At 59.5% G+C, this 25636-nt stretch carries 25 protein-coding genes; 24 read left to right on the top strand and 1 reads right to left on the bottom strand.

The window, feature by feature from the left end; all coding sequences use genetic code 11:
- Positions 1-45 precede the first annotated feature (45 nt).
- From GDA65_03475 to GDA65_03515, 9 genes are all read left to right on the top strand, one after another.
- Positions 46-1323: a histidine--tRNA ligase gene (locus GDA65_03475; GenBank protein MBA5861761.1), complete on the top strand. Its 1278-nt coding sequence runs from the start codon at positions 46-48 to the stop codon at positions 1321-1323.
- Positions 1324-1420: 97 nt separating this feature from the next.
- Positions 1421-1741 (top strand): hypothetical protein, encoded by a 321-nt coding sequence (locus tag GDA65_03480; GenBank protein MBA5861762.1) that lies wholly within the window; start codon positions 1421-1423, stop codon positions 1739-1741.
- Between the two features lie 22 nt (positions 1742-1763).
- Entirely contained in the window at positions 1764-2114 is a 351-nt protein-coding gene (locus GDA65_03485) for a hypothetical protein (GenBank protein MBA5861763.1), read from the top strand.
- A gap of 15 nt (positions 2115-2129) precedes the next feature.
- A complete protein-coding gene (locus GDA65_03490) occupies positions 2130-2402 on the top strand; it encodes a hypothetical protein (protein MBA5861764.1) in 273 nt (90 codons plus the stop codon).
- A 357-nt stretch (positions 2403-2759) separates the two neighbouring features.
- Complete coding sequence (gene dnaA, locus GDA65_03495) at positions 2760-4094, top strand: chromosomal replication initiator protein DnaA (GenBank protein ID MBA5861765.1); 1335 nt, start codon at positions 2760-2762, stop codon at positions 4092-4094.
- A gap of 22 nt (positions 4095-4116) precedes the next feature.
- On the top strand, positions 4117-5247 hold the full coding sequence (gene dnaN / locus GDA65_03500; GenBank protein ID MBA5861766.1) for a DNA polymerase III subunit beta: 1131 nt from the start codon (positions 4117-4119) through the stop codon (positions 5245-5247).
- 94 nt (positions 5248-5341) lie between these two features.
- Positions 5342-7816 (top strand): DNA topoisomerase (ATP-hydrolyzing) subunit B, encoded by a 2475-nt coding sequence (gene gyrB / locus GDA65_03505; protein MBA5861767.1) that lies wholly within the window; start codon positions 5342-5344, stop codon positions 7814-7816.
- A gap of 177 nt (positions 7817-7993) precedes the next feature.
- Positions 7994-10456 (top strand): DNA gyrase subunit A, encoded by a 2463-nt coding sequence (gene gyrA / locus GDA65_03510; protein MBA5861768.1) that lies wholly within the window; start codon positions 7994-7996, stop codon positions 10454-10456.
- A 36-nt stretch (positions 10457-10492) separates the two neighbouring features.
- The gene (locus tag GDA65_03515) at positions 10493-11104 is read left to right on the top strand and encodes a hypothetical protein (protein ID MBA5861769.1); all 612 of its coding nucleotides are present in this window, start codon (positions 10493-10495) and stop codon (positions 11102-11104) included.
- Here the strand turns inward: GDA65_03515 and GDA65_03520 are convergent.
- The gene (locus GDA65_03520; protein ID MBA5861770.1) at positions 11052-11546 is read right to left on the bottom strand and encodes a DUF721 domain-containing protein; all 495 of its coding nucleotides are present in this window, start codon (positions 11544-11546) and stop codon (positions 11052-11054) included. The genes GDA65_03515 and GDA65_03520 overlap by 53 nt on opposite strands.
- Positions 11547-11598: 52 nt before the next feature.
- On the opposite strand from GDA65_03520, the gene smpB reads away from it, so the two are divergent.
- The 15 genes from smpB (at position 11599) to GDA65_03595 (ending at position 25635) form a co-directional block, all read left to right on the top strand.
- Positions 11599-12078, top strand: a complete 480-nt coding sequence (gene smpB / locus GDA65_03525; protein ID MBA5861771.1) for an SsrA-binding protein SmpB — start codon at positions 11599-11601, stop codon at positions 12076-12078.
- Positions 12079-12393: 315 nt separating this feature from the next.
- Entirely contained in the window at positions 12394-12840 is a 447-nt protein-coding gene (locus tag GDA65_03530) for a DoxX family membrane protein (GenBank protein MBA5861772.1), read from the top strand.
- Positions 12841-12861: 21 nt separating this feature from the next.
- Entirely contained in the window at positions 12862-13719 is an 858-nt protein-coding gene (locus GDA65_03535; protein ID MBA5861773.1) for an NAD(P)H-binding protein, read from the top strand.
- 14 nt (positions 13720-13733) lie between these two features.
- Positions 13734-14618: a pirin family protein gene (locus GDA65_03540; GenBank protein ID MBA5861774.1), complete on the top strand. Its 885-nt coding sequence runs from the start codon at positions 13734-13736 to the stop codon at positions 14616-14618.
- On the top strand, positions 14615-15256 hold the full coding sequence (locus GDA65_03545) for a disulfide bond formation protein DsbA (protein MBA5861775.1): 642 nt from the start codon (positions 14615-14617) through the stop codon (positions 15254-15256). Before GDA65_03540 ends, GDA65_03545 begins: the two co-directional genes overlap by 4 nt.
- Positions 15257-15268: 12 nt before the next feature.
- A complete protein-coding gene (locus tag GDA65_03550; protein MBA5861776.1) occupies positions 15269-15709 on the top strand; it encodes a VOC family protein in 441 nt (146 codons plus the stop codon).
- Positions 15710-15885: 176 nt separating this feature from the next.
- Positions 15886-16992: a Rieske 2Fe-2S domain-containing protein gene (locus GDA65_03555; protein ID MBA5861777.1), complete on the top strand. Its 1107-nt coding sequence runs from the start codon at positions 15886-15888 to the stop codon at positions 16990-16992.
- A complete protein-coding gene (locus tag GDA65_03560; GenBank protein MBA5861778.1) occupies positions 16992-17414 on the top strand; it encodes a hypothetical protein in 423 nt (140 codons plus the stop codon). Before GDA65_03555 ends, GDA65_03560 begins: the two co-directional genes overlap by 1 nt.
- Before the next feature lie 28 nt (positions 17415-17442).
- Entirely contained in the window at positions 17443-17889 is a 447-nt protein-coding gene (locus GDA65_03565) for a VOC family protein (protein MBA5861779.1), read from the top strand.
- Between the two features lie 19 nt (positions 17890-17908).
- The gene (locus GDA65_03570) at positions 17909-18145 is read left to right on the top strand and encodes a CDGSH iron-sulfur domain-containing protein (protein MBA5861780.1); all 237 of its coding nucleotides are present in this window, start codon (positions 17909-17911) and stop codon (positions 18143-18145) included.
- Positions 18146-18201: 56 nt separating this feature from the next.
- On the top strand, positions 18202-18936 hold the full coding sequence (locus tag GDA65_03575) for an oxidoreductase (GenBank protein MBA5861781.1): 735 nt from the start codon (positions 18202-18204) through the stop codon (positions 18934-18936).
- A 132-nt stretch (positions 18937-19068) separates the two neighbouring features.
- Positions 19069-21150, top strand: a complete 2082-nt coding sequence (locus GDA65_03580; GenBank protein ID MBA5861782.1) for a GAF domain-containing protein — start codon at positions 19069-19071, stop codon at positions 21148-21150.
- 254 nt (positions 21151-21404) lie between these two features.
- Complete coding sequence (locus GDA65_03585; GenBank protein ID MBA5861783.1) at positions 21405-22508, top strand: HlyD family efflux transporter periplasmic adaptor subunit; 1104 nt, start codon at positions 21405-21407, stop codon at positions 22506-22508.
- Positions 22505-24478, top strand: coding sequence for an ATP-binding cassette domain-containing protein (locus GDA65_03590; GenBank protein ID MBA5861784.1), 1974 nt, complete (start codon positions 22505-22507; stop codon positions 24476-24478). The genes GDA65_03585 and GDA65_03590 overlap by 4 nt, the downstream gene beginning before the upstream one ends.
- A gap of 26 nt (positions 24479-24504) precedes the next feature.
- Positions 24505-25635 carry an ABC transporter permease subunit gene (locus GDA65_03595; protein ID MBA5861785.1) on the top strand — a complete coding sequence of 377 codons (1131 nt, stop codon included), beginning with the start codon at positions 24505-24507 and terminating at the stop codon, positions 25633-25635.
- Position 25636 lies beyond the last annotated feature (1 nt).

Consider the following 25636-nt stretch of genomic DNA (forward strand, 5'->3'; position numbering starts at 1 on the left):
CCGTTATAGTCCCGCTCGAATAACCGCGAGCCCACTACCAGAGCCATGATTAAGGCCATCAAAGGCGTTAAAGATCTCCTTCCGGAAGAGTCCCCTCGTTGGCGATTCATTGAGGATACCGCGCGGCGCTGGGCGTTCAATTACGGATTTCAGGAAATTCGCGTCCCGATCTTCGAGACCACGACGTTGTTTGCGCGCAGCATCGGGGCAACGACGGACATCGTCGAAAAAGAAATGTACACCTTCGCGGATCGGGACGGTTCCTCCCTGACCTTACGGCCGGAAGGAACGGCCGGGACGGTTCGCGCATTCATCGAACATAACCGGGCGGCCGATCCCAGGCCGCAAAAATATTGTTATGCCGGTCCCATGTTCCGCCACGAGCGGCCACAGGCCGGGCGGCTGCGGCAGTTCCATCAGTTCGGGGTGGAATCCTTCGGGGTGTCCGATCCGCGGGCCGATGTCGAAGTCCTGTCGCTTCTGTGGAGATTTCTTTCAGACCTCACGCTGCCGGGGTTGACCCTGGAAATCAATAACCTCGGGTATGCCGAGGACCGGACCCGCTATAAACCGTTGCTCGTGGCGTTTCTGAAGGGTGTGGAAAGCCGTCTCTGCGGGAACTGCCAACGCCGGATCGAGGCGAATCCGTTGCGGGTGTTGGACTGCAAGGTACCCGAATGCCGCGCTGCCACGGAGGAAGCGCCACAGCTGGCCGATTCCCTGTCACCGGAGGCGCGCGATCATTTTGAACGGGTGACGGCTGGCCTCCAGGCCGTGGGTATTCCCTTTCATGTAAACGCTCGCCTCGTCCGTGGCCTCGATTATTATTGCCTCACGGCGTTCGAGGTCACCTGTTCGCATTTAGGGGCGCAAAACGCGGTTGGTGCTGGCGGTCGATATGATGGTCTTGTCGAACAGCTCGGGGGTGCCGCGGTGCCGGCGGTCGGGTTTGCCGTCGGCCTTGAACGGATTGCATTGATGTTGCCCGAGACGTTCGTCGTACCCGCCATCCCGCGAGTCTATGTCGCGGCCTTCGGCACCCAGGCTGCAGATGCCGGCTTCGTACTTCTGGATGAGCTGCGCCGGGCGGGTCTGTCGGCAGACATGGATTTTCGCTCCGCTTCACTCAAGGCTCATCTCAGGCAAGCTGATCGCCTGGGAGCTCGCTACACCATTCTCCTCGGCGATGACGAGGTGGCAAAAGGCACGGCTACTGTGCGCAATATGCAGACGAAAGCCCAGGAAGATGTCTCCATCCCAGACCTTGTTGCCGTGTTTCGAGAGCGGCTTCTCAACGGTCATTCCACTCCTTTTTCCAGTTGACTTTCCTTCCCAAAATTCGTACGCTCCGCTTGCAAGTTTAAATATATAAACTATTGATTATTAAGCACTACTAAAGTTTTTCCACAGGCAAGTCTTTATGGGCGCCTTGAAGGTCGGTTTCCTCTTATCCACACCCCCATCACATCCCAGCGTCGTGACGGTGGCCGCGTTATCGTCCGAAGCGATCAGCCAGGGTGCCGATGTCTATCTGTATTGCATCGATCACGGGGTGAAAAATCTTCGCGACCCCCGCTATGCCGAACTCGTCGGTCGCGGCATGAAGCTGTTCGTCTGCGCCTACGGGTGTCAGCAACATGGAGTGTCGACGGATCAGCTCGATCCACGGATCTCCCTCTGCGGGTTAGTCGTACTCTCGAACATCGTCAACGGCTGCGACCGATTCCTGGCCTTCACCTGATAGTTCCTCAAAGGATTCAATTGTGGCCGCGACTGCTTCCATCGTGCTGATGATTCGTGAGGATCCCCTGACATCCGCTGTTCCGGTCGAGGCCCTTCGCATTGCCTTGGGATTGGCTGCGGGTGAAAATCCGATCACGGTCATTCTGATGGGATCTGCGGTTCATCTCTTAGCTGAAGAGTCAGATGAGATTGTGGATCTGGAAATCCTCGAAAAATATCTCCCCTCGTTTGAGCATCTCCAGATTCCATTTATGCTGGTCTACTCTTCAGGACCGCGGCCTGACATTCAGAAGGGATTTGCCGTTACCGTTGGAACATTGGAATCCGCCCGACAGGCCATGGCGTCTGCGGACCGGGTCTTAGTGTTTTAACAATAGTGAGTTTGTATGCCTGAGCATAAGACACTGTATCTCCTTCGTCGGCCGATTTCGGACCCGGCCGAGTCACTGTTACCCTCAGCCGCCGAGACTCAGCTTTCCGATCGGGTTTCTCTCGTTCTGTTGGAAGCTGCTGTATCGACGCCACCGCCATTTCCCGGTCCTGTCTATATTCTCCATCAGCAATCCGGTGCGCCGATTCAAGAGGGTTCCGGAAAAAATATTTCCTATCGGGAACTTGTTGCGTTGATTGCCGAGCATCACTCGACCATTGTGCTGTAATCCGGAAGCTCTTCTCTTATATATCTTTCAAGTAAAGAGAAGATCAGGAGGCGTCGGAGTCGGAGTAGGAGATGTGGGTTCTGTGGATGAACGTGGGGAGGGGCGCGGGTAGTGACGATGGAAGATCCTGGCCCATGTTGATGAGATGGTGTATAAGGCAGGGGGCTTTCAGGGATAACGTGAGGGGACCTGTGCATGAGGCGGCGCGATGAAAGTGGCGATGGGTGGATGTCCACAGGAATGCCGGAAACATTCTCAGCGCAGCATCAATAAAATCGCGCGGGACTATGTATTTGTCCACACCTGTGCATAAGCCTGTGAACATTCGTAAGTGATTGAATTACTAAGATGAATCAGATGTGGAATGACGCGTTGGTGTATATTCAAGAGAAGGTGCCGAAACAGGTGTATGAAACCTGGTTCACTCCGGTCGTGCTTGATCGGATTGAAGAAACGACGGCCTATCTCGCCGTTCCAAACAAGTTTTTTGGCGACTGGTTGGGAGAGCATTATCACGATCTGCTGGCGGAAGCGGTGTCGGCCGCCCAGGGCGGCGGACGGATGGATGTCTCGTTCGTGGTCAACCATAAGCAAGTCCCCGCCCAGGCACAGCCCGATCAGTCTGCGCCGGATACAGCCGGGCGCGGGTTCGTAGCCTCGCGATCGAAGCGCGGCATTCAGCTGAATCCGAAATATACGTTCAAGAGTTTTGTCGTCGGCGCCGGAAACCAGTTTGCCCATGCAGCTTGTATGGCCGTGGCCGAGCAACCGGCGAAAGCCTACAACCCGTTATTTCTGTACGGCGGCGTGGGATTGGGGAAAACCCACCTCCTGAATGCCATCGGGAACTATTTGGCCGAACGCAGTGATTTGCGGATCGCCTACCTGACGACGGAACAGTTTACCAATGAGGTCATCAATTCCATCCGGTACGACAAGATGGTCGACCTGCGGAAGCGGTACCGCAACGTCGATATGTTAATGATCGACGACATTCAGTTTTTGGCGGGCAAGGAACGGACGCAGGAAGAATTTTTTCACACCTTCAACACGCTCTATGAAGCTCATAAACAGATCGTCCTCTCCAGTGATCGTTTTCCGAAGGACATGCCGGATATTGAAGAGCGGCTTCGTTCGCGGTTTGAATGGGGGCTCATCGCCGATCTGCAGCCGCCGGACGTCGAGACGCGGATCGCCATCTTGCGCAAAAAATCCGAGGATGAGCGGATTACCCTGCCTGAAGACGTGATCCATTTTCTGGCGACCACGATGAAGAACAACATCCGTGAGTTGGAGGGCTCTCTGGTGCGAGTCGGCGCCTATTCCTCGCTCACAGGGCAGGCGATCACGCTGGAGATGGCGAAGAACGTCTTGCGCGATCTCATCGGCGACAAGAAGAAGATCGTCTCCATCGAGGATATCCAGGAGGCAGTGGGATCGAAATATCATGTGAAAATTGCCGACTTGAAATCGCGCCGGCGGAGTAAAACGCTGGTGCATCCCCGCCAGATCGCCATGTATCTCTGCCGGGAACTCACCGATGCCTCATTTCCGGAGATCGGCCGCCAGTTCGGAGGGAAGGATCACACGACGATCATTCACGCCTGCCGGCAGATCACGAAAGCCAGAGAGGCCGACGGCGCCTTGCACACGACGCTGGAAGGCTTGAAAGAAAAGATCTTGAGGGCGTGAGCGCCCTCTGAGGAGACCGACCATGAAGGTACGCATCGCACGAGAGGAATTGTTGACGGGACTGCAGCGCGTGCAGGGTGTCGTGGAAAAACGGAACACCATGCCGATCCTCTCGAACATTCTGCTGGAAGCGAAGCACGACGGGGCCGAGATCGTCGCGACCGATCTCGAGATCGGCATGCGCGGGTTGTACAAAGCCACGGTGCTGGAGGCCGGAGGCGTGACCATTTCGGCGCGCAAGTTGTACGAGATCATCAAGGAACTGCCGAGCGGCGAGATTGAGCTCACTTCAGGAGACAACAATTGGACGACAATCCAATTCGGTAAAAGCCAATTCAAGGTGGTCGGTCTTCCGAGCGGCGATTATCCCGCGCTGCCCTCGATCGAACGGGAGGGACTGACGCCGCTGGCCGGGGCAGGCCTGCTGGAGTTGATTCGCAAAACCCTGTTTGCCGCCGGCGACAACGACGCCCGCTATATCCTGAACGGCCTGCTCGTCAGTTTGACGACCACCGAAAAGAAGACGACGCTGTTGCGCCTCGTCGGCACCGACGGTCATCGTCTGGCCGTGGCGGAGCGGGAAGTCGGGAGCCCGAATGCGAAGCCGCTGGCGCAGGACATCAAGGCGATCATCCCCAAGAAAGCGGCTCAGGAAATGCGGCGCCTCCTCGAAGAAGGCGGCGACGAAGAGCCGCTGATCGGGTTCACCAAGAATCTTATGATTTTCCGCAAGAGCGGCCTGCTTCTGACGTCCCGCCTCATGGAGGGGAATTATCCCAATTACCAGCAGGTGGTGCCGAAGGAAAGCGGCAAGCGCATTGCGGTCAATCGAGGCCTGTTGGAGAGCGCCTTGCGGCGCGTGTCGGTGTTGTCCAAGGACAAGGCCAACGCGGTCAAGGTGTCATTCGCCCCGGGCGGCATGACGCTGTTCTCCAGTAACCCGGATTATGGGGAAGCCACGGAGGAATTGGCGGCTCGTTACGAGGGTGAGGCGCTTCATACCGGCTTTAACGCCCGATACCTGTTGGACGCCCTCAGCGTCATGGACGGAGAATCGGTCTCGTTGCAGATGGACACGGCCTTGAGCCCCTGCCTGATTCAGGAGGCCGAGAGCCCGGGATTCAAATGCGTCGTGATGCCGATCAAGATCTGAAACGAGCGATCAGCAGTCAGCGTGCCGCGATCGGCAGATCGTCCCATGCTGTGAGCTGATGGCTGAAGACTGAACGCATCGACCAAGGAGCTGAATGGCCAAGGACGACCAGCAGGACAATTCTGCCAAGCCGAAATCAGACAGTTACAGCGCGGACCAAATCAAAGTGCTCGAAGGCCTCGACGCCGTCCGTAAACGACCTGCGATGTACATCGGCAGCACGGGCGTCGACGGGTTGCACCATCTCGTCTACGAAGTCGTGGACAACAGCGTCGACGAACACATGGCCGGCTTCGGGGAAGCGATCGACGTCACGATCCACATCGACGGCAGCGTGACGGTCGTGGATAACGGACGCGGTATTCCCACCGGGATGCACTCCACGCAAAAAAAATCCGCTGCGGAAGTGGCCCTCACCGTCCTGCATGCGGGCGGGAAATTCGAGCAGGGCGCCTATACGGTGTCCGGTGGCTTGCATGGTGTCGGCATCTCGGTCGTCAACGCTCTATCGGAATGGCTGGAGCTGGAAATCTGGCAGGACGGCCAGGTGTTCGAGCAACGCTACGAGCGTGGGAAACCCCAGGCGCCGCTGGCTGTCACGGGTAAAACCAAACGCCGCGGCACGAAGGTGCGCTTCAAGCCTGACGGCCAGATATTCGAAACCCTGGAATTCAGCTTCGATGTCCTGGCGCAGCGGCTCCGGGAGCTGGCTTTCCTCAACAAAGGATTGGCGATCACCCTCAAGGACGATCGCAAGGAAAAGGAACAGGTCTTCCATTACAAGGGCGGCATTGTCTCCTTCGTCGATCACCTCAACGAAGCCAAGACTCCGCTGCATAAGCCGATTTACGTGCAGACGGAACGGGCGGACCTCATTCTAGAAATTGCGTTGCAATACAACGACGGGTACGCCGAGAACCTCTTTTCCTTCGCGAACAACATCAACACCAAAGAGGGCGGTACCCATCTGGTGGGATTCAAAGCGGCGTTGACGCGCACGATCAATAGTTACGCCAACACCAATGATCTCTTGAAGAAGGATACGGAATCGCTGAGCGGCGACGATGTGCGGGAAGGATTGACCGCGGTCGTCAGCGTGAAGGTGCGGAACCCGCAATTCGAGGGACAGACCAAGGCGAAACTCGGCAATAGCGAAGTGAAGGGCATCGTCGAAGCCGCGGTGAACGATGCGCTCGGCACCTACTTCGAAGAGAATCCCCCCGTTGCCCGCAAGATCATCGGCAAAGCCATTGATGCCGCGCGCGCCCGCGAAGCCGCGCGGAAAGCGAAAGACCTCATACGGCGAAAAAGCGCGCTGGATGGCGGATCCCTGCCAGGCAAGCTGGCCGATTGCTCTGAAAAAGATCCGGCCTTAAGCGAGTTATTCATCGTCGAGGGAGATTCCGCCGGCGGCTCGGCCAAGCAGGGCCGTGACCGGAAGTTCCAGGCCATCCTTCCGCTCAAGGGAAAAATTCTCAATGTCGAAAAAGCTCGCTTCGACAAGATGCTCAGCAGCGACGAAATCCGCACCCTGATTCTGGCGCTTGGCACAGGTATCGGCCGAAAGAAAGAAGACTCCGACAAACCGGACAAGGACGCGTTCGACATTGCGCGGACGCGGTATCACAAGATCGTGCTCATGACCGACGCCGACGTGGACGGCAGTCACATCCGCACGCTGCTGCTCACCTTCTTCTTCCGTCAAATGCCGGAGCTGTTGGAGCGGGGCTACATCTACATCGCGCAGCCTCCCCTCTTTAAAGTAAAGAAAGGCAAGACCGAACGGTATCTCAAGGATGAGCCGGCGATGAACGAATATCTCGCGGATCTCGCCGTCGAGGGGGTGGAAGTCGCTCTCGAGAATGGCCGGGAATTCGTCACAGGTCGCCGATTGCTGCCGATCCTCAAAAAGCTGATCGCCTTCGAAAGTCTTTTGCATAAGGTCAACAAGAAGCACCATGAAGCCAACATGCTGCGGGCGTTTGTTGATGAACCGGCGTTGACGCGAGAAGTCTTGAAGGATCCGGCGTCGCTGCGGACGGTCGTTGATCGGGTGAAGGCCACACTGGCATTGGTCTACCCGAAGGCGGAGCCGACGATCGATATTCTTGAGGACGAAGAACATCAATCGAGCAAACTGGTGTGCAAAGTCGCCACGGGCGGCATCGCCTATGAGTTGCAGGTGACGCACGAGCTGGTCGGATCGGCGGACTTCCGCGAGTTGCAAAAACAGGCCCCGTCGGCCATTGGGCTGGGTAAACCTCCGTACAAGATCAGGATCAAGGAGGCCGAGGTCCTCAAGAATGGTTCAGCCGAGCTGGTACAGGCCATCCTGGAGGAAGGCAAACAGGGCTTGAACATTCAACGGTATAAAGGTCTCGGCGAAATGAATCCGGGCCAGCTCTGGGAAACCACCATGGACCCCGAGAAGCGGACCTTGCTGCGAGTCAACCTGGAAGACATGACTGGAGTGGATGAGATTTTCACGATTCTGATGGGCGACGAAGTGGAACCTCGGCGCAATTTCATTCAGCAACATGCGTTGGAAGTCAGGAACCTGGACGTATAGCCGGTCCTGATCGCGAAGACGACAACTTGGTTCTGTGAATTCGTAGGATGCTTAAAATGGCGCTTCGGCAAGGCCGCAGGCGAGAGAGGACCGGAGGCGTACCCTCAGGGGTACGTTGAGGACCTTCTCGAGCCGAGAACGAAGCCGAGGGACATTTTCAGCATCCATGGAGGGTAGATGCCGCCAGATGAACGCTTAGGTCAAATTGCGATCGAAGACGAGATGCGTTCGTCGTATCTCGACTACGCGATGAGCGTGATCGTCGGACGCGCGCTGCCCGACGTGCGGGACGGCTTGAAGCCGGTCCACCGTCGCATTTTGCACGGTATGAACGAGATGGGGCTGGCCGCCAATCGGCCCTACCGCAAGTCGGCGAAAATCGTGGGCGAGATCATGGGTAATTACCATCCCCATGGCGACTCGGCGATTTACGACACCCTGGTGCGCATGGCGCAGAACTTCAACATGCGCTACATGCTGGTGGACGGCCAGGGCAACTACGGGTCGATGGACGGCGACGCGGCGGCGGCCATGCGGTACACCGAAGCCCGATTGACCAAGCTGGCCGAAGAGTTGCTGGCGGATATTGAAAAGGAAACGGTCGATTTCGGTCCCAACTACGACGAGTCGCGTGTCGAGCCGCTGGTCTTGCCCTCCCGGGTGCCGAATCTGCTGGTCAACGGAGCGGGCGGCATTGCCGTCGGCTATGCGACGAACATTCCGACGCATAATCTGGGCGAAGTCATCGAAGGATTGCTCTTGCTGTTGGAGAATCCCGACGTGACGATTGCGCAGCTGATGAAAAAAATCCCCGGGCCGGATTTTCCCACCGCCGGATTCATCTACGGCACGTCCGGCATTAAGGATGCCTATGAAACGGGGCGCGGGCTGCTCACGGTCCGGGCCAAGGTCGCCATCGAGACGGACGAACGCACCGATCGCGAGCGGTTGATCATTACCGAAATTCCGTACCAGGTGAACAAGTCGAAGCTGATCGAGAAAATTGCCGACCTGGCGCAGGAAGACCGCGTGACGGGCATTTCCGATATCCGGGACGAGTCCGATCGCGAAGGAGTCCGGGTGGTCATCGAGCTGAAGCGCAATGAGATTCCGCTCGTGGTGTTGAACAATTTGTATAAACACAGTCAGCTGCAGACGACCTTTGGCGTCAACATGCTGGCGCTCGTCAACAACCGGCCCGAGGTGCTGAACCTCAAGCGGATTCTGGAGGCTTTTGTCGAGCACCGGCGCGAAGTGGTCGTGCGGCGCACGGCGTACGATTTGCGCAAGGCAGAGGAACGCGCCCATATCCTCGAAGGGCTCAAGATCGCCCTGGACAATCTGGATGCCGTCATTGCCCTCATCCGGCGTTCGCAATCGCCAGACGTGGCGCGCGCGGGCCTGATGCAGCAGTTCCGATTGTCTGAAATCCAGGCCAATGCCATTCTCGACATGCGTCTCCAGCGGCTCACGCAACTGGAGCGCGACAAGTTGGTGGAAGAGTATCGTGAAGTGCTGAAGACGATTGAATACCTGCGCTCAGTCCTCGGCAGTGAAGCGTTGGTGCGCAAGATCATCCGCGATGAACTGACGGAGATCAAAGAGAAGTATCAGGACGAACGCCGCACGAAGATTGTCAAAGAAGAAGCGGAGTTGACGCTCGAAGACCTGATTGCCGAAGAGGAAGTCGTCGTGACGATCTCCCATGCCGGGTACATCAAGCGGAACGCGGTCACGCTCTATCGCGCGCAACGGCGGGGCGGCAAAGGCAAGATTGCCATGGGGATCAAGGAAGAGGATTTTGTCGAAACCCTCTTCACGGCCTCCACGCACGACGCCCTGCTGTTCTTTACCGACGCGGGCAAGGTCTATTGGCTCAAGGTGCACGAAATTCCCGAAGCAAGCCGGGCCGCCAAAGGCAAGGCGCTGGTCAATCTGTTGGCCCTCTCCAAAGACGAAAAGGTCACGGCAACCCTGCCGGTGAAAGAGTATCGCGCCGATCGGTTTGTCATCATGGGCACGAAGCAGGGCGTCATCAAGAAGACGGAACTATCGGCCTACAGCAATCCGCGCCAGGGCGGCATCATCGCACTGTCGCTCGATGCGGGTGATAAATTGATCGGCGTGGATCTCACCGACGGCCAGCGCGAGATTCTGTTAGGCACGAAGCAGGGCATCACCATCCGCTTCAAGGAGGAAGATGTGCGTGCCATGGGGCGCACGGCTCACGGCGTGCGCGGGATTACCCTCGAGCCAGGCGATGAAGTCATCGGCATGGAAACCATCACACCCGATTCCACCACGGCGATTCTCACCGTCACCGAAGGCGGTTACGGGAAGCGCACGCCGGTGAACGAGTATCGCGTGCAGGGCCGCGGTGGCAAAGGCATCATCAGCGTCAAGACCACGGAGCGGAACGGCGCGGCCGTCGGATTCCTCCAGGTTCGGGACGAAGATGAAATCATGCTGATGGCGGCGCAGGGCAAAGTGCTGCGCTGCAAGGTGGACGACATCCGTGAAATCGGGCGCAACACGCAAGGGGTGCGTCTGCTGGATATGGATGGTGATGAGGATCGCGTGGTCGCCGTGGTGCGGTTGGTCGAACGCGAAGAAGGGGTGCCCGAAGAGGGCGAGTCGTGATTCCGTGACCGGCGGGGGAATCAGGCGGCCCTCACCATGGTTATGAACCACCAGAATCCGCCGCCGGGCGGGGTTCCCGCGAGGCCTTCCGGTAAGCGTCCGCTGGATACGGTTGTGAAATTGGCGCTGGGCGTCCTGTTCAGCTCTTTTGCCCTGATCTGGGGCGGCATGTTTCTCAGCCGGCCGGATCGGTCCATTCCTCCTTACAGCATCGGGTCTCAGGAGCGCGCGATCGTCGCGGTGCACGTACCCTCCTGGACCAGCGATACTGAGATCGAAACGTTGATCGAGCGATTCCGGAAGGTTGCGGCGGAAACCCGGAATTTCGGCAGCATGAAAATCCAGCCGACGACTCCGGACGATCCCAAAGGCCGCTACCAGCACATTGCGATTTATATCTTCACCGACGAGGGGTGGACGGAACCGGAAATCCTGCACAGGTATGTGACGGGCGAGGACCCGGCGGTGCGGGACGGATTTGAGGGATCGGTACGTGGCTCCTACCGGCTGGACGAGCAGGAGGAGGAAGGCCGTATCGGGCCGGTTCCGAAAGGCAAAGACAGCGCGGCCACCGCAGCGTATTCGCGGCAGTTGTTCAAGGGATCCGTCGCGAAGCGTCAGGCGTCACAGACAACGCCTGCACCATGACGGCCGCGAGTTGTTCCCGGAGGGCCGGATCCTGAATGGCCTGCGTGTGGAGCGTGGCTTCCCGCACCAATTCGGCGCTCGGCTGGGATGGAGTGGCTTCGAGGGCTCCGGCCGGCGGGCTTGTTACCCGCTCCGCAGAAAACTCCCCAATGCGCAGCACGATGTCAGTCACCAGCGTGTCCCCGGCCATCCCGTTCACCTTGTCCAGCAGCACCGGCTTAAGAAAAGTCAGTTGCTGCAGCCACACGGAGTTCTGGACATAGACGTGGAGTTTTTTGAATCGGATTTGGTCGGGGCGCGTGTGGGTCGCGATCGGTTCGCCCACGATGTCGGGCCAATGGCGTCGCAGGCGTGCCTCAAAGAGTTTGCTCTCCAGGCCCAACCGATGGGCGACACCTGCTAGAATGGTGCCGAAGGAATCAAGCCGGCTGTGTCCTCGCATGGCGGCATCATATCAAAATGCGGGTGGGTGAAACAGCAGTCGCCGCTTCAACATGACCAAGACGCAGGATAAAGACGATCAGTACCAAGTGGTGGCCACCAACCGGAAGGCCTACCATGACTACTTTATCGAGGAGAAGTTCGAGGCCGGCGTCATCCTCCGTGGAACCGAGGTGAAGTCGCTGCGCGAGGGCCGTGTGAACCTCCAGGACAGTTATGCGTCGGTCGATGACGGTGAGGTGTACCTGAATCACTGCCACATTAGCCCCTACTCGCACGGCAACCTGATGAACCATGATCCGCTCCGAAAGCGGAAGCTCCTGCTGCATCGCAAGGAAATCAACAAACTGATCGGGAAAACCCAGCTCAAGGGTCTGACCCTCGTCCCTCTGCGCATCTACTTTTCCAAACGCGGCCACGCGAAGGTGGAGCTGGCCCTCGCCAAAGGGAAAAAGCAGTACGATCGCCGCGAGTCCATCAAGGCTCGTGAGGCTGGCCGCGAAGTCGAACGGGCGATCAAGAGCCGGAAATAGCGGATTCCCACTTCCTGATTGGCCGGTGCGCCGTCTCTTCCTGCCGAGTTGAATCTCGTGAGAGGCCTTGCCCCCTGGTTCGGCCAGATGCCCCTTCTTGCTGGCAGGGTGTTCCTTCGGGGAGGCTTCTCTTGCGCTCGCGTAACGTAAAGGTTGGTCCATGGACAAACCCCGGAGAGGTATGCGCGAGGGAGATATTTGCTCTTGACTTTGTCCTAACTAGAACTATTATAGTGGGGTGCAGGCAGCCTGGGGGCCGCCGCGTCCCCGAGTTGAAATCGAGGACGTTTGGTGACTTCAACCAGGAGGGGTTCCATGAAGGCGCTTTTTTCGACTGATGATAGCTGGGCCGGTGCGATTTTGCGGCTGACCCTGGGGCTGGTGATGCTTCCCCATGGCGCTCAAAAGTTGCTGGGAATGTTCGGCGGGGTCGGATTCGATGGCACCATGGGATATTTTACTCAAAAAATGGGACTACCCTGGATCATCGGGTTTCTCGTCATCATGGGGGAGTTTTTCGGCAGCTTGGGGTTATTGGCCGGTCTATTGACGAGATTCACGGCTGCCAGCTTCATCGTGAGCATGCTTGGGGCTATTGTGACGGTGCACCTGCCGGTCGGCTTTTTTATGAATTGGTCCGGACAGCAGCAGGGCGAAGGATACGAGTATCACCTGCTGGTGATCGGATTGGCCGCAGCCTTGCTGGTGACGGGAGCCGGTCGAGGGTCAGCGGATAAGCTCATCGCGGAACGGCTCGCCTAAGGCAGAAAGGGTACTACAGCGATGTTGGTTGTACTGGGCGCCACAGGACATACGGGATCGGTCGTTGCGGAGAGGGTGCTGGAACGAAAACAGCCATTGCGGATCGTGGTGCGCTCGGCTGAGAGAGGGACGAGCTGGGCAGCCAGGGGAGTGGAAGTGGCCGTTGCCTCGCTGGATGACCAGGCTGCTCTGACGAAGGCGTTGCAAGGAGCATCGAGCGTGTATCTGCTGATCCCGCCGAACTATGGCGCGACGTCGTGGCTTGCCGAACAGCGGCGGCGGATAGACCGGATCGCGGAAGCCGTGAAGGCGAGCGGGATTGCCCAGGTGGTGTTGTTATCGTCGATCGGCGGACAGCTTCCGGAAGGAACGGGGCCGATTCGCGCTGCTCGGTATGGCGAGCAAGCACTGACCGCGGTGGCGCGTCATGTAACGATTCTGCGGCCCGGTTACTTTATGGATAACTGGGCGTCTGGCATCGGGTTGGCAAAGGAACAGGGCCTGCTGCCCTCCTTCATTCCGTCCCGGCTGAAGATGCCGATGATATCCACGGAGGACATCGGTCGTGTGGCGGCGGATCGCTTGATGGCCGCAGGCAGGGGCCATACGATTGTAGAACTCGCGGGTCCGGAAGAGTACAGTCCTGAGCAGGCGGCCAGCGCGTTGAGCAGGATTCTCGGGCGAGCGGTCGTCGTCCAGGACGCGCCGCTGAGCGCGGTGGTCCCGACATTCACGTCATTCGGGTTCTCCACCGAAGCGGCTGGATTGTTTGAAGAGATGTACGCATCTTTTTCCAAGGGCGCCGTTGGGTATGAGCGTCCCGAGTCCCTCGTGCGGGGAACGATCTCTCTCGCAGAGGCCTTGCGGGAGATGGTGTAAGAAAGGAGGCCGAGATGCGAACCGAGACCATCACCACCAAAGAGCTCGTGGGAGTCTATCAGGCAGGGTCTCAGCATATGGTCGGGGACGGGTTTCCGGTGCGGAACATGATTCCGGGCGCCGGGGTTGAGGAACAATTGTCTCCCTTTTTGATGCTCGATTATATGGGGCCGGAGGAATTTCCGCCGACCTCTCGCCGGCTCGGCGTGGGTGAACATCCACATCGGGGGTTCGAAACAGTGACGATCATGTATCACGGAACAGTGGCGCATCGTGACTCGACGGGCAGCGGAGGCGTCATCGGCCCCGGCGATGTGCAGTGGATGACGGCCGCATCCGGCCTCGTGCACGAGGAGCTGCATGAGAAAGAGTTTGCGAAAACAGGCGGCCTTTTGGAAGGGGTTCAACTGTGGGTGAACCTCCCGAAGGCGTTCAAGATGACGCCGCCGCGGTATCAGACCTTGCATAGCAGCGATATTCCGACGGTGGAACTCGGCGGAGGAGCTGGCCGGCTGCGCGTGATTGCCGGAGAATTTCGCGGAGTGACAGGGCCGGCGAAGACCTTCAGCCCGGTCCACCTGTATGACTTGCGCCTGGCGGCAGGTCACCGGGTGGAACTCGATTTGCCCGAGGGATTCAATTCATCCCTGTTCGTGCTCCACGGGCAGGTGGTGGTGAACGGGTCTCAGGCGGTGGAGGAGGTGGAAATTGGGCTGTTCGGACAACAGGGTGAGCGGGTGGTGCTGGAGGCAAAGCAAGAGGCCACCATGCTTGTGCTGAGCGGAGAGCCCATTGCGGAGCCGATTGCCCGCTACGGTCCGTTTGTGATGAACACGCGCGAGGAGATCATTCAGGCCGTGCAGGATTACCAAGCGGGAAAGATGGGACATTTGTCATGACCGGGCCGGTGCTGACCATCGACATCTATTCCGACGTGGTCTGTCCCTGGTGTTATGTCGGGAAGCGACGGCTGGAGCAGGCGCTGGAGTCGACGGGCAGACAGGAGTCCGCCCTGGTGTTCTGGCGCCCGTTTCAGCTGAATCCGACCATGCCGAAGGCCGGGATGGATCGGCGCGTGTACCTCGAAGCGAAGTTTGGCGGGCCCGGGGAACTGCAGGCGATTCAGAATCGAATTTCGGGGGCTGGCGTGAGTGCGGGCATTGAGTTCGCGTTCGAGCGTATTGCCCGCACGCCAAACACGTTTGAGGCCCATCGGTTGATCTGGTTCGCCCAGCAGCAGGACCGTCAGGATGCCGCTGCTGAAGCACTCTTTCACGGATACTTTTCCGAGGGGCTGAATATCGGAGAGCCCGGGGTGTTGGTGTCCCTTGCCGATCGGGCCGGCTTGGACGGGGCAGCGGCCGGTCGTTTCCTGGAGAGCCATGACGGGATTGAGGCGGTTCGACAGGAAGAAGCACGCGGTCGCCAGTTGGGCATCAGAGGCGTCCCCTACTTTCTGTTGAACGGAAAGACGGTGGTGTCGGGTGCGCAGCCGGTCGAGACATTTCTCGCGGCGATCGAGCAGTCAACCGGGTGAGGAGAAATGGACATGGCGGTTCAGGTCTACGGATGCAACCATATCGTGATCGAGGTCACCGATGCCAAGAAGGCCGTGAAGTTCTATTCGGATGTGTTCGGCTTGCAGATGTTGCGCGGAGGGGAAGGCGCCGCCTGGTGCAAACTGGGTGAGCATCAGTTTATGGCGATTTTCGAAGTCGAGAGGTTGCAGCCGGATCGCGTAAAGCATTTCGGATTGATGGTTCGTGATGCCGATCAGATCAAAGAAGTCCGACGCAAGCTCACCAAACAGTACAAGCTGAAAATGGAGCCGCATTTCCGTTGCGATTTCCGCGACCCCTGGGGAAACCGCATTCAAGTAGGGGATCTGTCGGATGAATCGTTGGTCTGGCTTCTCCCCTATCAGGAAGTCCAGAAGGCGGGCGTCACCTTCAGGAAGCCCTCGCCTGCCCGGCGACGAACAACGAGATAGGACGCCTCATGCCGAGAAGGCCAGGCTTGCGAAAGATCCGGTCAAGGCCTATCCTCGCAAGCCTCGTGCGCGAGCTGGTTTCTCCCGGAAGAGCTCGGCGGGGACGGTAGACATGGAGCAGGAAGCGGCTGTGACCGAGGTGCGGAGAGTCTGGTCGGATAGAGGAAGGGTCTGTCGTGCCGGATACAACGTGGACTGACGTAGGGTCAGTTGAAGACCTAAAGCTCACGCCACTGCAGGAAGTCGTATCCGGTGGCACGACGCTCGCCCTCAGCTACAAGGACGGCCAGTTCGCGGCGATTTCAGGAATCTGTAATCACATCGGGGGGCCCTTGGGCGAGGGGCGGCTCGAGGGCGACTATGTCGTCTGCCCCTGGCACTACTGGAAGTTTCATCGCCGTACTGGTCTCGGAGAGCCGGGGTACGAAGACGATCAGGTCCCCTCCTATCCCCTGATCATCGAGAACGGCCGTCTCTATGTGGATCTGACCTCGGCCACGAAACGCCGGAAGCAGGCGAAGGCCCCGCATCCCCTGGCCCGTCCGATTGTGCGCGCCGAGGGCCCCATCCGCGTACTGGGCATTGCCACTACGGTGATGACGGCGGATCAGCCGCGATATAGCGCGTCCGACGCATTGCTGGAAGCCGCCTTGGAGCATGCGCGCGAGCAACTTCGGCTCGATACTCAACTCATCCGGTTGCGGGACCTCTCGTTCCGCTCCTGTGAAGGGTTCTATTCGAAAGCGGCGGAAGCCTGCACCTGGCCCTGTTCGATTACCCAAATGGACGCGGCGGATCAAATGGACCGAGTGTATGAGGGCATCGTACATTGGGCGGATGTGATTCTCCTGTCCACGCCGATCAGATGGGGCGGGGCGAGCAGCCTGTACTACAAAATGGTCGAACGGCTGAACTGCATTCAGAATCAGGAGACGATCGCCAACCGGCATCTCCTGAGGGACAAAGTTGCCGCCTTCATCATCATGGGCGGGCAGGATAATGTGCAGGGAGTTGCCGGACAGTTGATGACCTTCTTCGCCGAGGTTGGGTGTCAGTTTCCGCAATTTCCCTTTATCGCTCATTCGCGCGGTTGGAGTGCGGAAGACATGGAGCGGAACAATCGCGAAGTGCAGGCCAGCCGGGAGTTGCGTGAAGGGGCGGAAGCGCTTGTCACCCGCGCGGCGGACCTGGCGCGGCTCATGCTTGAGGCGCGCGTGACCACCGCTCCGCTCGCACGGGGCGGCCGCAAGGCTCATCAACTCGATAGTGAACCGACGGGATAATGAAGAGACATTCGCAAGGAGGCGGACGCATGTCGGGTCAGGATCATGCCGCGGCACATCTGGATAACCTGTCCCGGGCGTTGTTGCGCCTGCACAAGGCGTTGCTGGACGGCGAACGAGTGTCCTATGAACGGGTGCATGGGCGCATCCCGACCAATGGCGCATTTTTTCAATTAGTTCTCGGGGATGCCTGGTTTGCGTGGTTGCGTCCCCTGTCCCAACTGATGGCGCGGTTGGATGAGTTGTCCGAAGAAAACGAAGCGTCGGATCGCAACGAGATCACCGCGGTGATCGGCTCGGTCCGGACCCTGTTGATGCCTTCTGAAGACGGCAATGGCTTCGGTCGGCACTATTACGAGGCCTTGCAACGAGAGCCTGATGTGGTGCTGGCCCACGCGGCGGTCCGGGGGCTACTTCAATAACGGCTACGCCGAGGAAGGAGTCACGACCATGAACGCGCAATATTTGGGGCACGTCGTGTTTTATGTGAAGGAGCTGCAGCGTTCGTTGGCGTTCTACCGGGACCTATTGGGTTTCCACGAAGTCGGGCGGATCTTCAACGGCGCCGCTGCCGCGCTGACCTCCGGCCGCACGCATCACGAGTTGTTGCTGATCCAGGTCGGTGATGCGCCTGGACCGCCGCCGGGCCGCAGGCGAGGGCTGTATCACATCGGCATCAAAGTCGGTGACAGCCTGGACGAACTTCGGACAGCCAAGCGCGAGTTGGAGCAGGCCGGGATCGCGATCGACGGCATGAGCGACCATACCGTCAGCCAGAGCCTCTACCTTCGCGATCCGGACGGCATTGAGGTGGAGCTTTACGTCGATGCGGACGAGGCGATCTGGAAGAACAATCCGGACGCGGTCGTTTCGCCGATCAAACCGTTATCATTGTAAACAGGGAGGGAGAGTATTCATGGAAGAACCAGTCATTGCAGCGAAGCAGCCGGCCGTCCTGGAGTTGGAAGCGGGCACCCACTATTGGTGTCGGTGCGGGCGCTCGAAGAAGCAGCCGTTTTGTGACGGGTCTCACAAGGGAACGGGGTTCACGCCCATGGCATTCACCACGACCGAAAAGAAAACCGTGGCGTTGTGCCAGTGTAAGCACACGAAGAATCCGCCGTTCTGCGACGGCACGCATAAGTCGCTCTAACTCCTGGGCGAAGCGCAAGTGGTTGGCTGACCCGTCAGGGCGGAACGAGAGACGACATGAGTGAGGCGTCGAAGGCCTGTACCGTGAAACTGACCGGGCGCCAGCTGGTTGCAGAGGGCACGATGGCGTTTCACTTCGACAAGCCGGCGGGGTTTGTGTTCACGCCCGGTCAGTTTGTGGACTTAACGCTGCCCGAGCCCTTCGAGACTGATGCAGCCGGCAACACCAGAGCCTTTTCCATTGCGAGTGCGCCACAGGAGTCAACCTTGATGGTGGCCACCCGGCTGCGTGACACGGCGTTCAAGCGCGAACTGCAACGTATGCCGATCGGCTCAACTGTCCGCATGGAAGGGCCGTTTGGGAAATTGGTGCTGCATGCCGACCAGACCCGCCCGGCTGTTTTTCTGGCGGGCGGGATCGGCATCACACCCGTTCGCAGCATGGTGGTGCAGGCGGCGATGCAGCAGTCGCCGCAACGCATGGTGCTGTTCTCTTCGAATCGAAGGCCTGAGGATGCGCCTTTCCTGGAAGAACTGCAGGCCTTACAAAACAAGAATCCACACTATCGTTTCGTGGGCATCATGACGGAGCCAGCGAAATCATCCCGTCCCTGGGCAGAGGAAACGGGGCACCTCGACGCAGCCCTGCTCTCGAAGTATCTTCTGAACATTGAGAAGCCGATCTATTATGTGGTCGGTCCTCCGGGCATGGTCGTGGCGTTACGGACCATGCTCAAGGATGCCCGCATCAACGACAGCGATATTCGAACTGAACAGTTCGCCGGCTACTAATTCGATACACGCGCGAGTCGAAGGGGATGACGGTGGGGATGCTCAACTATCCCGGTGATTTCGCAGAGAGATCGCGTTAGGCTGGCCATGCGGTCATTGTGTACCGATTTAACAGCCGGCATACTCACGGCCATGACTATCCACTCACAATTGGGGGCGACTCAAGGAGACAGTGACCGCTATCGTGCGTTGTTGCGCGTGGCGGAGGCGATCGCTAGTCACTCCGACTTGTCCGCTCTGGTGCAGGATCTTGCGCGCTTGTTGCCGTCAGTCGTGCCGGTCAATTTCGTCGGGCTTTCGCTGCACGATCATCAGCGCAAGGTCATGCGTCTCCATGTGCTCCGCGCGAATGTCCCGGCGGAAATCGTCGGCGGTCACGAAAGCGATCCGGCTGACACGCCGGCCGGCCTGGTGTGGGAGACCCAGCAGCCGCTGTTGCTCAACGATCTGGCCGCCGAGCATCGCTGGCCGAAGGTGATCGGCTTGATGCGGGAAGACGGCGTGCAGTCCTGCTGTCTGGTTCCCCTCACCTCCGCGGCTCAGCGACTGGGGTCTTTGGAATTTTCGAGCCTGGAACAGCAGGCGTACGGCGTCGCAGATAGGGAATTCATGCAGCAGGTTGGGCGTCAAGTGGCGGTGGCGGTGGAGAACGTGCTCAACCGCGAGGCGGTGGAAGCCTCCCGGAGGGACGTCGAACGGCAGCGGGATCGCTTCAGTCTGTTGTTGCGCATGACGAACACGATGGCCTCCACGCTGGATCTGCGAGAAGTGTTTAAGGCGGTGAGTCTGTGCCTCCGCGAGATGGTCCCGCAGGAATACGCCAGCCTGATCCTCTACCAAAGCACAACCAACCGTGTCCGCCTGGAGGCCCTGGATTTTCCTGACAACGAAGGCGCGTTGATCGAGGGGACGATGTCGGATGTCGCTGGTTCTCTGGCCAGCCTCGCGTTCGAGCGAAAGCGCCCCGCGGTAGCCAACAACCTCCTGAGCCTGAGTGCGTTTTCTCATCCCGTACCGCAGCTTCTCATTCGAAAAGGCTTCCGCTCCATGTGCTCACTGCCGCTGTTGTCGCGCGATCGTGTGATCGGCTGTCTCAATCTGGCCAGCCGTCAGGAGCATGCGTTCAGCGAACAGGACGTCGAGTTTTTGAGCCAGGTAGCCGGACAGATTACGCTCGCCGTGGACAATGCGCTGGCGTATCAGGAAATCACCGACCTCAAGGACCGGCTGACCGAGGAGAAGCAGTATCTCGAGGAGGAGATTCGCCTCGAACATGGCTTCGACGACATCATCGGTGACAGCCGGACGCTGAAGCAGGTGCTGGCGCAAGTCGAAATCGTGGCGCCGACCCAGGCAACGGTTCTGATCCAGGGCGAAACCGGCACGGGCAAGGAACTCATCGCCAGGGCAATTCACCGGCTCAGTGACCGGAATCAGCGAACCTTTGTGAAACTGAACTGCGCGGCGATCCCTACCGGCCTGTTGGAGAGCGAATTATTCGGCCATGAGCGGGGCGCGTTTACCGGGGCGATCGCGCAGAAAGTCGGCCGGTTCGAATTGGCTCATGGCGGCACGATCTTTCTGGACGAGGTGGGGGAAATTCCACTGGAGCTCCAGTCCAAACTGCTCCGTGTTCTGCAGGAGCAGGAGTTTGAGCGGCTCGGGAGTACTCGGACCGTGCGCGTGGATATCCGGCTGGTTGCCGCGACGAATCGAGATCTGGGGAAGCTGGTTGAGCAGCAGGAGTTCCGAAGCGATCTGTACTACCGGCTGAATGTGTTTCCGATCACCCTGCCGCCACTGCGCGAGCGGAGAGAAGATATTCCGGTGCTGGTGCGCTATTTCACGCAACACTATGCCGCTCGCATGAACAAGCCCATCGAATCGATTCCGTCGGCGACGTTGGACGCCCTGTCCGGCTATCACTGGCCGGGCAACATCCGCGAGTTGGAGAACCTCGTTGAGCGCGCCGTGATTCTGACTCAAGGCTCTCACTTGCAGGTGCCGCTGCCGGAACTCAAACTTCAGGCGCAGCCGGCTCCCGCTCCCGCAGGGACACTTCACGATGCCGAGCGCGACCAGATCCTGCGCACCTTGCGTGACACGCGATGGGTCATCGGCGGCGCTGACGGTGCAGCGGCACGGCTGGGCCTTAAGCGCACCACCCTCACCTCGAAAATCAAGAAGCTTGGTCTTTCCCGTCCTCGGGAGTAGTCGATCGCATGACGAGTACCCAAGGTGACGTGGTGGCCTGCCCCCATCCGGCCGGAACAGAAGGCTGACGCCGTGGAACACATCCGCAAGGGGATGAACCGGCATGGAGATCGCCAGGTCGTAAGGTGAAGGCGGGCCGATGTGTGATGAGGGTCGTCTCTGGCAAAAAGGCTCACCATCGACTACAGTGTCGGCGCGTGCGCGACCGGGCGTTTCGATCCTGATGGCACCACGCGTCGCGACCGACTGATTGCATGCCGACCCGTACTTCCATAGTGACGGCTGTCATTCTCGCCTTGGTGTTGATAGGCGGCTACGTCACCCTCGATCGGCTCGTGTGGCACAACGGATTGCCGGATGGGCTGATTCAGGCCAATGGACGGATCGAAGGCGACCATGTCACGGTGTCCAGCAAGTTTCCCGGACGCGTCGTGGACCTGACGGCACGCGAAGGGGCGGAGGTGGTCAAAGGCAGCGTCCTGATCCGGCTGGACGATGCTCAAGCGAGGGCGAAAGTCGATCAAGCTGCGCGGTTGGTGGACAGCTTGATGGCGCAGGTGGAGGCGGCCCATACGGGACTCGCGGTTCTGAACCTCGAGGTGCCCCTGAGCATTGAGGCCGCCGCCGCCAAAGTCGACAGCGCGCGCGCCCTCATCCGGAAGGCGAAAGCTGTCGAATTCGAAGCCCGCCGGGACGCCGAGCGCGTGCGCTCCCTGCTTCCCGAGCAGGCCGTGTCACAGCAGCATGTGGACCAGGCCGATGCGCGCTGGAAAGTCGCTGTCACGGAGATTGCGGTGGCGCAGGCCGCCTCCGACCAAGCCGGCAAGGAACACGCACAGGCCGAATTAGGGCGGGAGCGCATCCGGTCAAAAGAAGCGGAGGTGGCGGCGCTCGAACGGCAGCGCGACCAAGGGGATGCAACGCTTGCGGAAGCCCGCAGCGTGCTCGACGATCTGACGATCGTGGCTCCCACGAACGGCACGGTGACCACACGCATGGTGGACGTCGGCGAAGTCGTGGCGACCGGCGCGCCCCTGCTCGAACTGGTGGACCTTGACCGCCTGTACCTGCAGGTCTATGTCCCGGAACTCCAAATCGGCAAAGTCCGTCTGGATTTGCCGGCCCGCATTTACACGGACGCCTTTCCCGACGACCCCTTTGAGGCGACTGTCCGGTATATCGCCTCGAAAGCGGAATTCACCCCAAAAGAAGTTCAAACCCCGGATGAACGGGTCAAGCTGATCTACGCCGTCCGGCTCTATCTCACGGCCAATCCGAATCATCGGTTGACGCCGGGTCTTCCTGCCGACGCGGTGATCCGCTGGAAGGACGACGTCGCCTGGTCGAACCCTCGATGATGAGCCTGGCTGCATCGGCACCGGATGCGGTCATCCGCCTGTCCGGCTTCGTCAAGCGGTACCAGAAACATCTCGCGGTCAACGGCCTGGATTTCACTGTGAACCGGGGGGAAATTTACGGCCTCATCGGTCCGGATGGTGCGGGCAAGAGCAGCGCGATGAAGGCGATTGCCGGAGTGTTGCAGTACGAAGGCGGGTCTGTCGAAGTGTTCGGGACCGTTGTGAATTCGGAACGGGCGGCCGAACAGGTGAAACGACGGATCGGGTTTCTCCCCCAAGGCTTGGGGCTCAACCTCTACCCAGAGCTCTCCGTCGAGGAGAACATCGACTTTTTCGCCAAGCTCAGGTTGGTGTCCGAGGCCAACCTTCGTGAACGTAAATCGCGGTTGCTGGCGATCACCCGCCTGGATCGCTTCCGTGCCCGGTTGGTGAAACAGCTCTCGGGCGGCATGAAGCAGAAGCTCGGTTTGATCTGCACGCTGATTCATGAGCCGGAGCTGGCCATTCTCGACGAGCCGACGACCGGTGTCGATCCGGTCTCGCGGCGCGACTTCTGGGCCATTCTCGCGGAATGGCAGGCGGTCAAGGGCATGACCGCGCTCGTCTCGACCGCTTATATGGATGAGGCGGCCCGCTTTCACCGGCTCTCATTTTTCTCCCACGGACGCGTACTGGCATCCGGCACGCCGGCAGACGTTCAATCTCTGGTCCCTGGTCTGGTCGTCACCTTCGAATCGACTCCGCAATTGGAAGCAGTTGCTCGCCTGAAACGCCGGTACGCTCAGGTGGAATCGTTGGGTCCGTCACTGCACGTGTTCACGCCGGAACGGGAGGCGGATGCTGCGGCCGAGGGGATTCGGGATGCGCTGGGGAATCTCCCGGTGACCAATCTCCATGCGAACGAGCCGGAGCTGGAAGATGTCGTCGTCGCGCTTCTCCTGAAAGAACAGGATGGACAGCCGGGACTGTCGGGACGATCGACTCAGGCAATCCGCCCGGGGAGCCTGTCGCAGTGTGACGGACCGGCCGTTGAGGCCAAGGCGCTCGTGCGGGACTTTGGTTCCTTTCGCGCCGTGGACCAAGTCAGTTTCGACATGAAGCAAGGCGAAATCTTCGGACTCTTGGGGGCGAACGGCGCGGGCAAGACGACCGTCATCAAGATGCTGACGGGGATCGTGCCGCCGACGGGCGGAGAAGGACGTGTGGCCGGCGCCGACATGCGGACGGCGAGCGGCGCGATCAAGGAGCGCATCGGGTACATGTCCCAGGCCTTCTCCCTCTATCTGGACCTGACCGTGATCGAGAATATCCGGCTCTTTGCCGGAATTTATGGGTTGGCTCGTCGCCAGGCGCAGCAACGGATGGAGTGGATCGTCGAGATGGCCGGCCTCAACGGCTATGAGCATGATCGGACCGGGCGTCTTCCCATGGGGGTGCGGCAACGTCTGGCGTTGGGTTGCGCATTGGTCCACGGTCCGCGCGTGTTATTTCTCGATGAACCGACGTCCGGCGTGGACCCCATCGGCCGCCGGCGATTCTGGGAGTTGTTGTCGCGGTTGGCTCGCGAGGAGGGCGTCGCGATCCTCATCACAACGCACTATCTCAGCGAAGCGGAGCATTGCGACCGGCTGGCCCTCATGTATGCCGGACGAATCGTGGCCGGAGGGACGCCGGCGGATCTCAAGACAGAGGTAGAGCGAGAAGTCGGGCAATTGCTGGAAATTACCGTGGACAAGCCGGGGGCCGCCCTCGCGCATGTGACGGCGGCCGGGTTCACCGGCGCAGCGCTCTTCGGCACCAAGATCCATGTGCTCTCGCGTGATTTCTCCCGGGACGAAACGCGCCTCCGGGAGGGATTGGCCCGCGTCGGCATTGCCGTTGCAGCGGTGCGTCCGCGGCTGCTGAGCTTGGAGGACGTGTTTGTGTCGCGAGTCATGGCGCTCGAACAGGCAGCGCGCAAGGAGGGGTAAGCCTGAATCTCCAGCGCATCAGTGCCGTGGCGCTCAAGGAATGGAAAGAAACCACCAGGGACCGTCTGTTCCTGCTGTTGTCCTTCCTTCTGCCGGCTCTCTGGCTTGTGGTCTTCGGCTATGGGTTGAATCTGGACGTGGAGGACATTCCGTTTGCGGTCGTGGATCGAGATCAGAGTGAGTTCAGCCGGGAATACCTCCAGCGGTTCATCCAGTCGCGCTATTTTTCGTTTCGGGGCTATGCCGACGATGAGCGTACCTTGGATCGGCTGCTGACCGAAACGAAGATCCGGGCGGCCATCATCATTCCCGAACGGTTTCAGGAACAATTGGCCGCAGGCGAGCCGGTCTCCGTGCAGACGTTGCTCGACGGAACGTTTCCGCTCCATACGGATATCGCCAAGGGCTACGTGATCGCCATCAACCAGGCGTTCACTGAGGACCGCCTGATCGACTTCCTCCGCCGCTCCCGTGGTGTGACCCAGGAGCAAGCCGGCGTCCTCGTGCGTCCGCTGAGCGTAGAGGTCCGCTATCTCTACAACGAGGAAGTGCGCAGTACCTGGTCCACGGTGCCGGCGTTGGTCATGTTCACGTTGATGCTGGCGTCTCCCCTGCTGACGGCGCTCGGGGTCGTGCGGGAAAAGGAAACGGGGTCGATCTACAACATCTACAGCTCCACCGTGAGCCGCGCCGAGTTCCTCACCGGGAAGCTGTTGCCCTATATCGTCATCTCCCTCGTGAACGTCTGCGTGTTATGGCTGATGGCCGTCGGGCTTTTTCAGGTGCCGTTCAAGGGAAACTTTCTGCTGTTTTTTTCCGCGTCGGTGCTGTTCGTGTTCTGCACCACGGGGATCGGGCTGCTGATTTCGCTGCTGGTGCAGACGCAGATGGCAGCCCTGATCATTACGATGGTCGTGGCGATGGTCCCGACCATCTTGTTTTCCGGCCTTCTCGTTCCCGTCGCCTCGTTAACGCGCGGCGCGAAGGTCCAGGCGCATCTCTTCCCCGCCATGTACTACACCGACATTATGCGCGGCAGCTTTCTGAAAGGGGTCGGCGCCGATGTGCTGTGGATCGACCTGCTGGCGTTGGCGATTTTTGCCGCCGCGCTGAGCGCGGTCACGTATCGTCTTTTTACCAAGCGACCGGAGACATGAG

Origin of the sequence: Nitrospira sp. CR1.1 (assembly GCA_014055465.1) — a bacterium.
Taxonomy (GTDB): Bacteria; Nitrospirota; Nitrospiria; order Nitrospirales; family Nitrospiraceae; genus Nitrospira_A.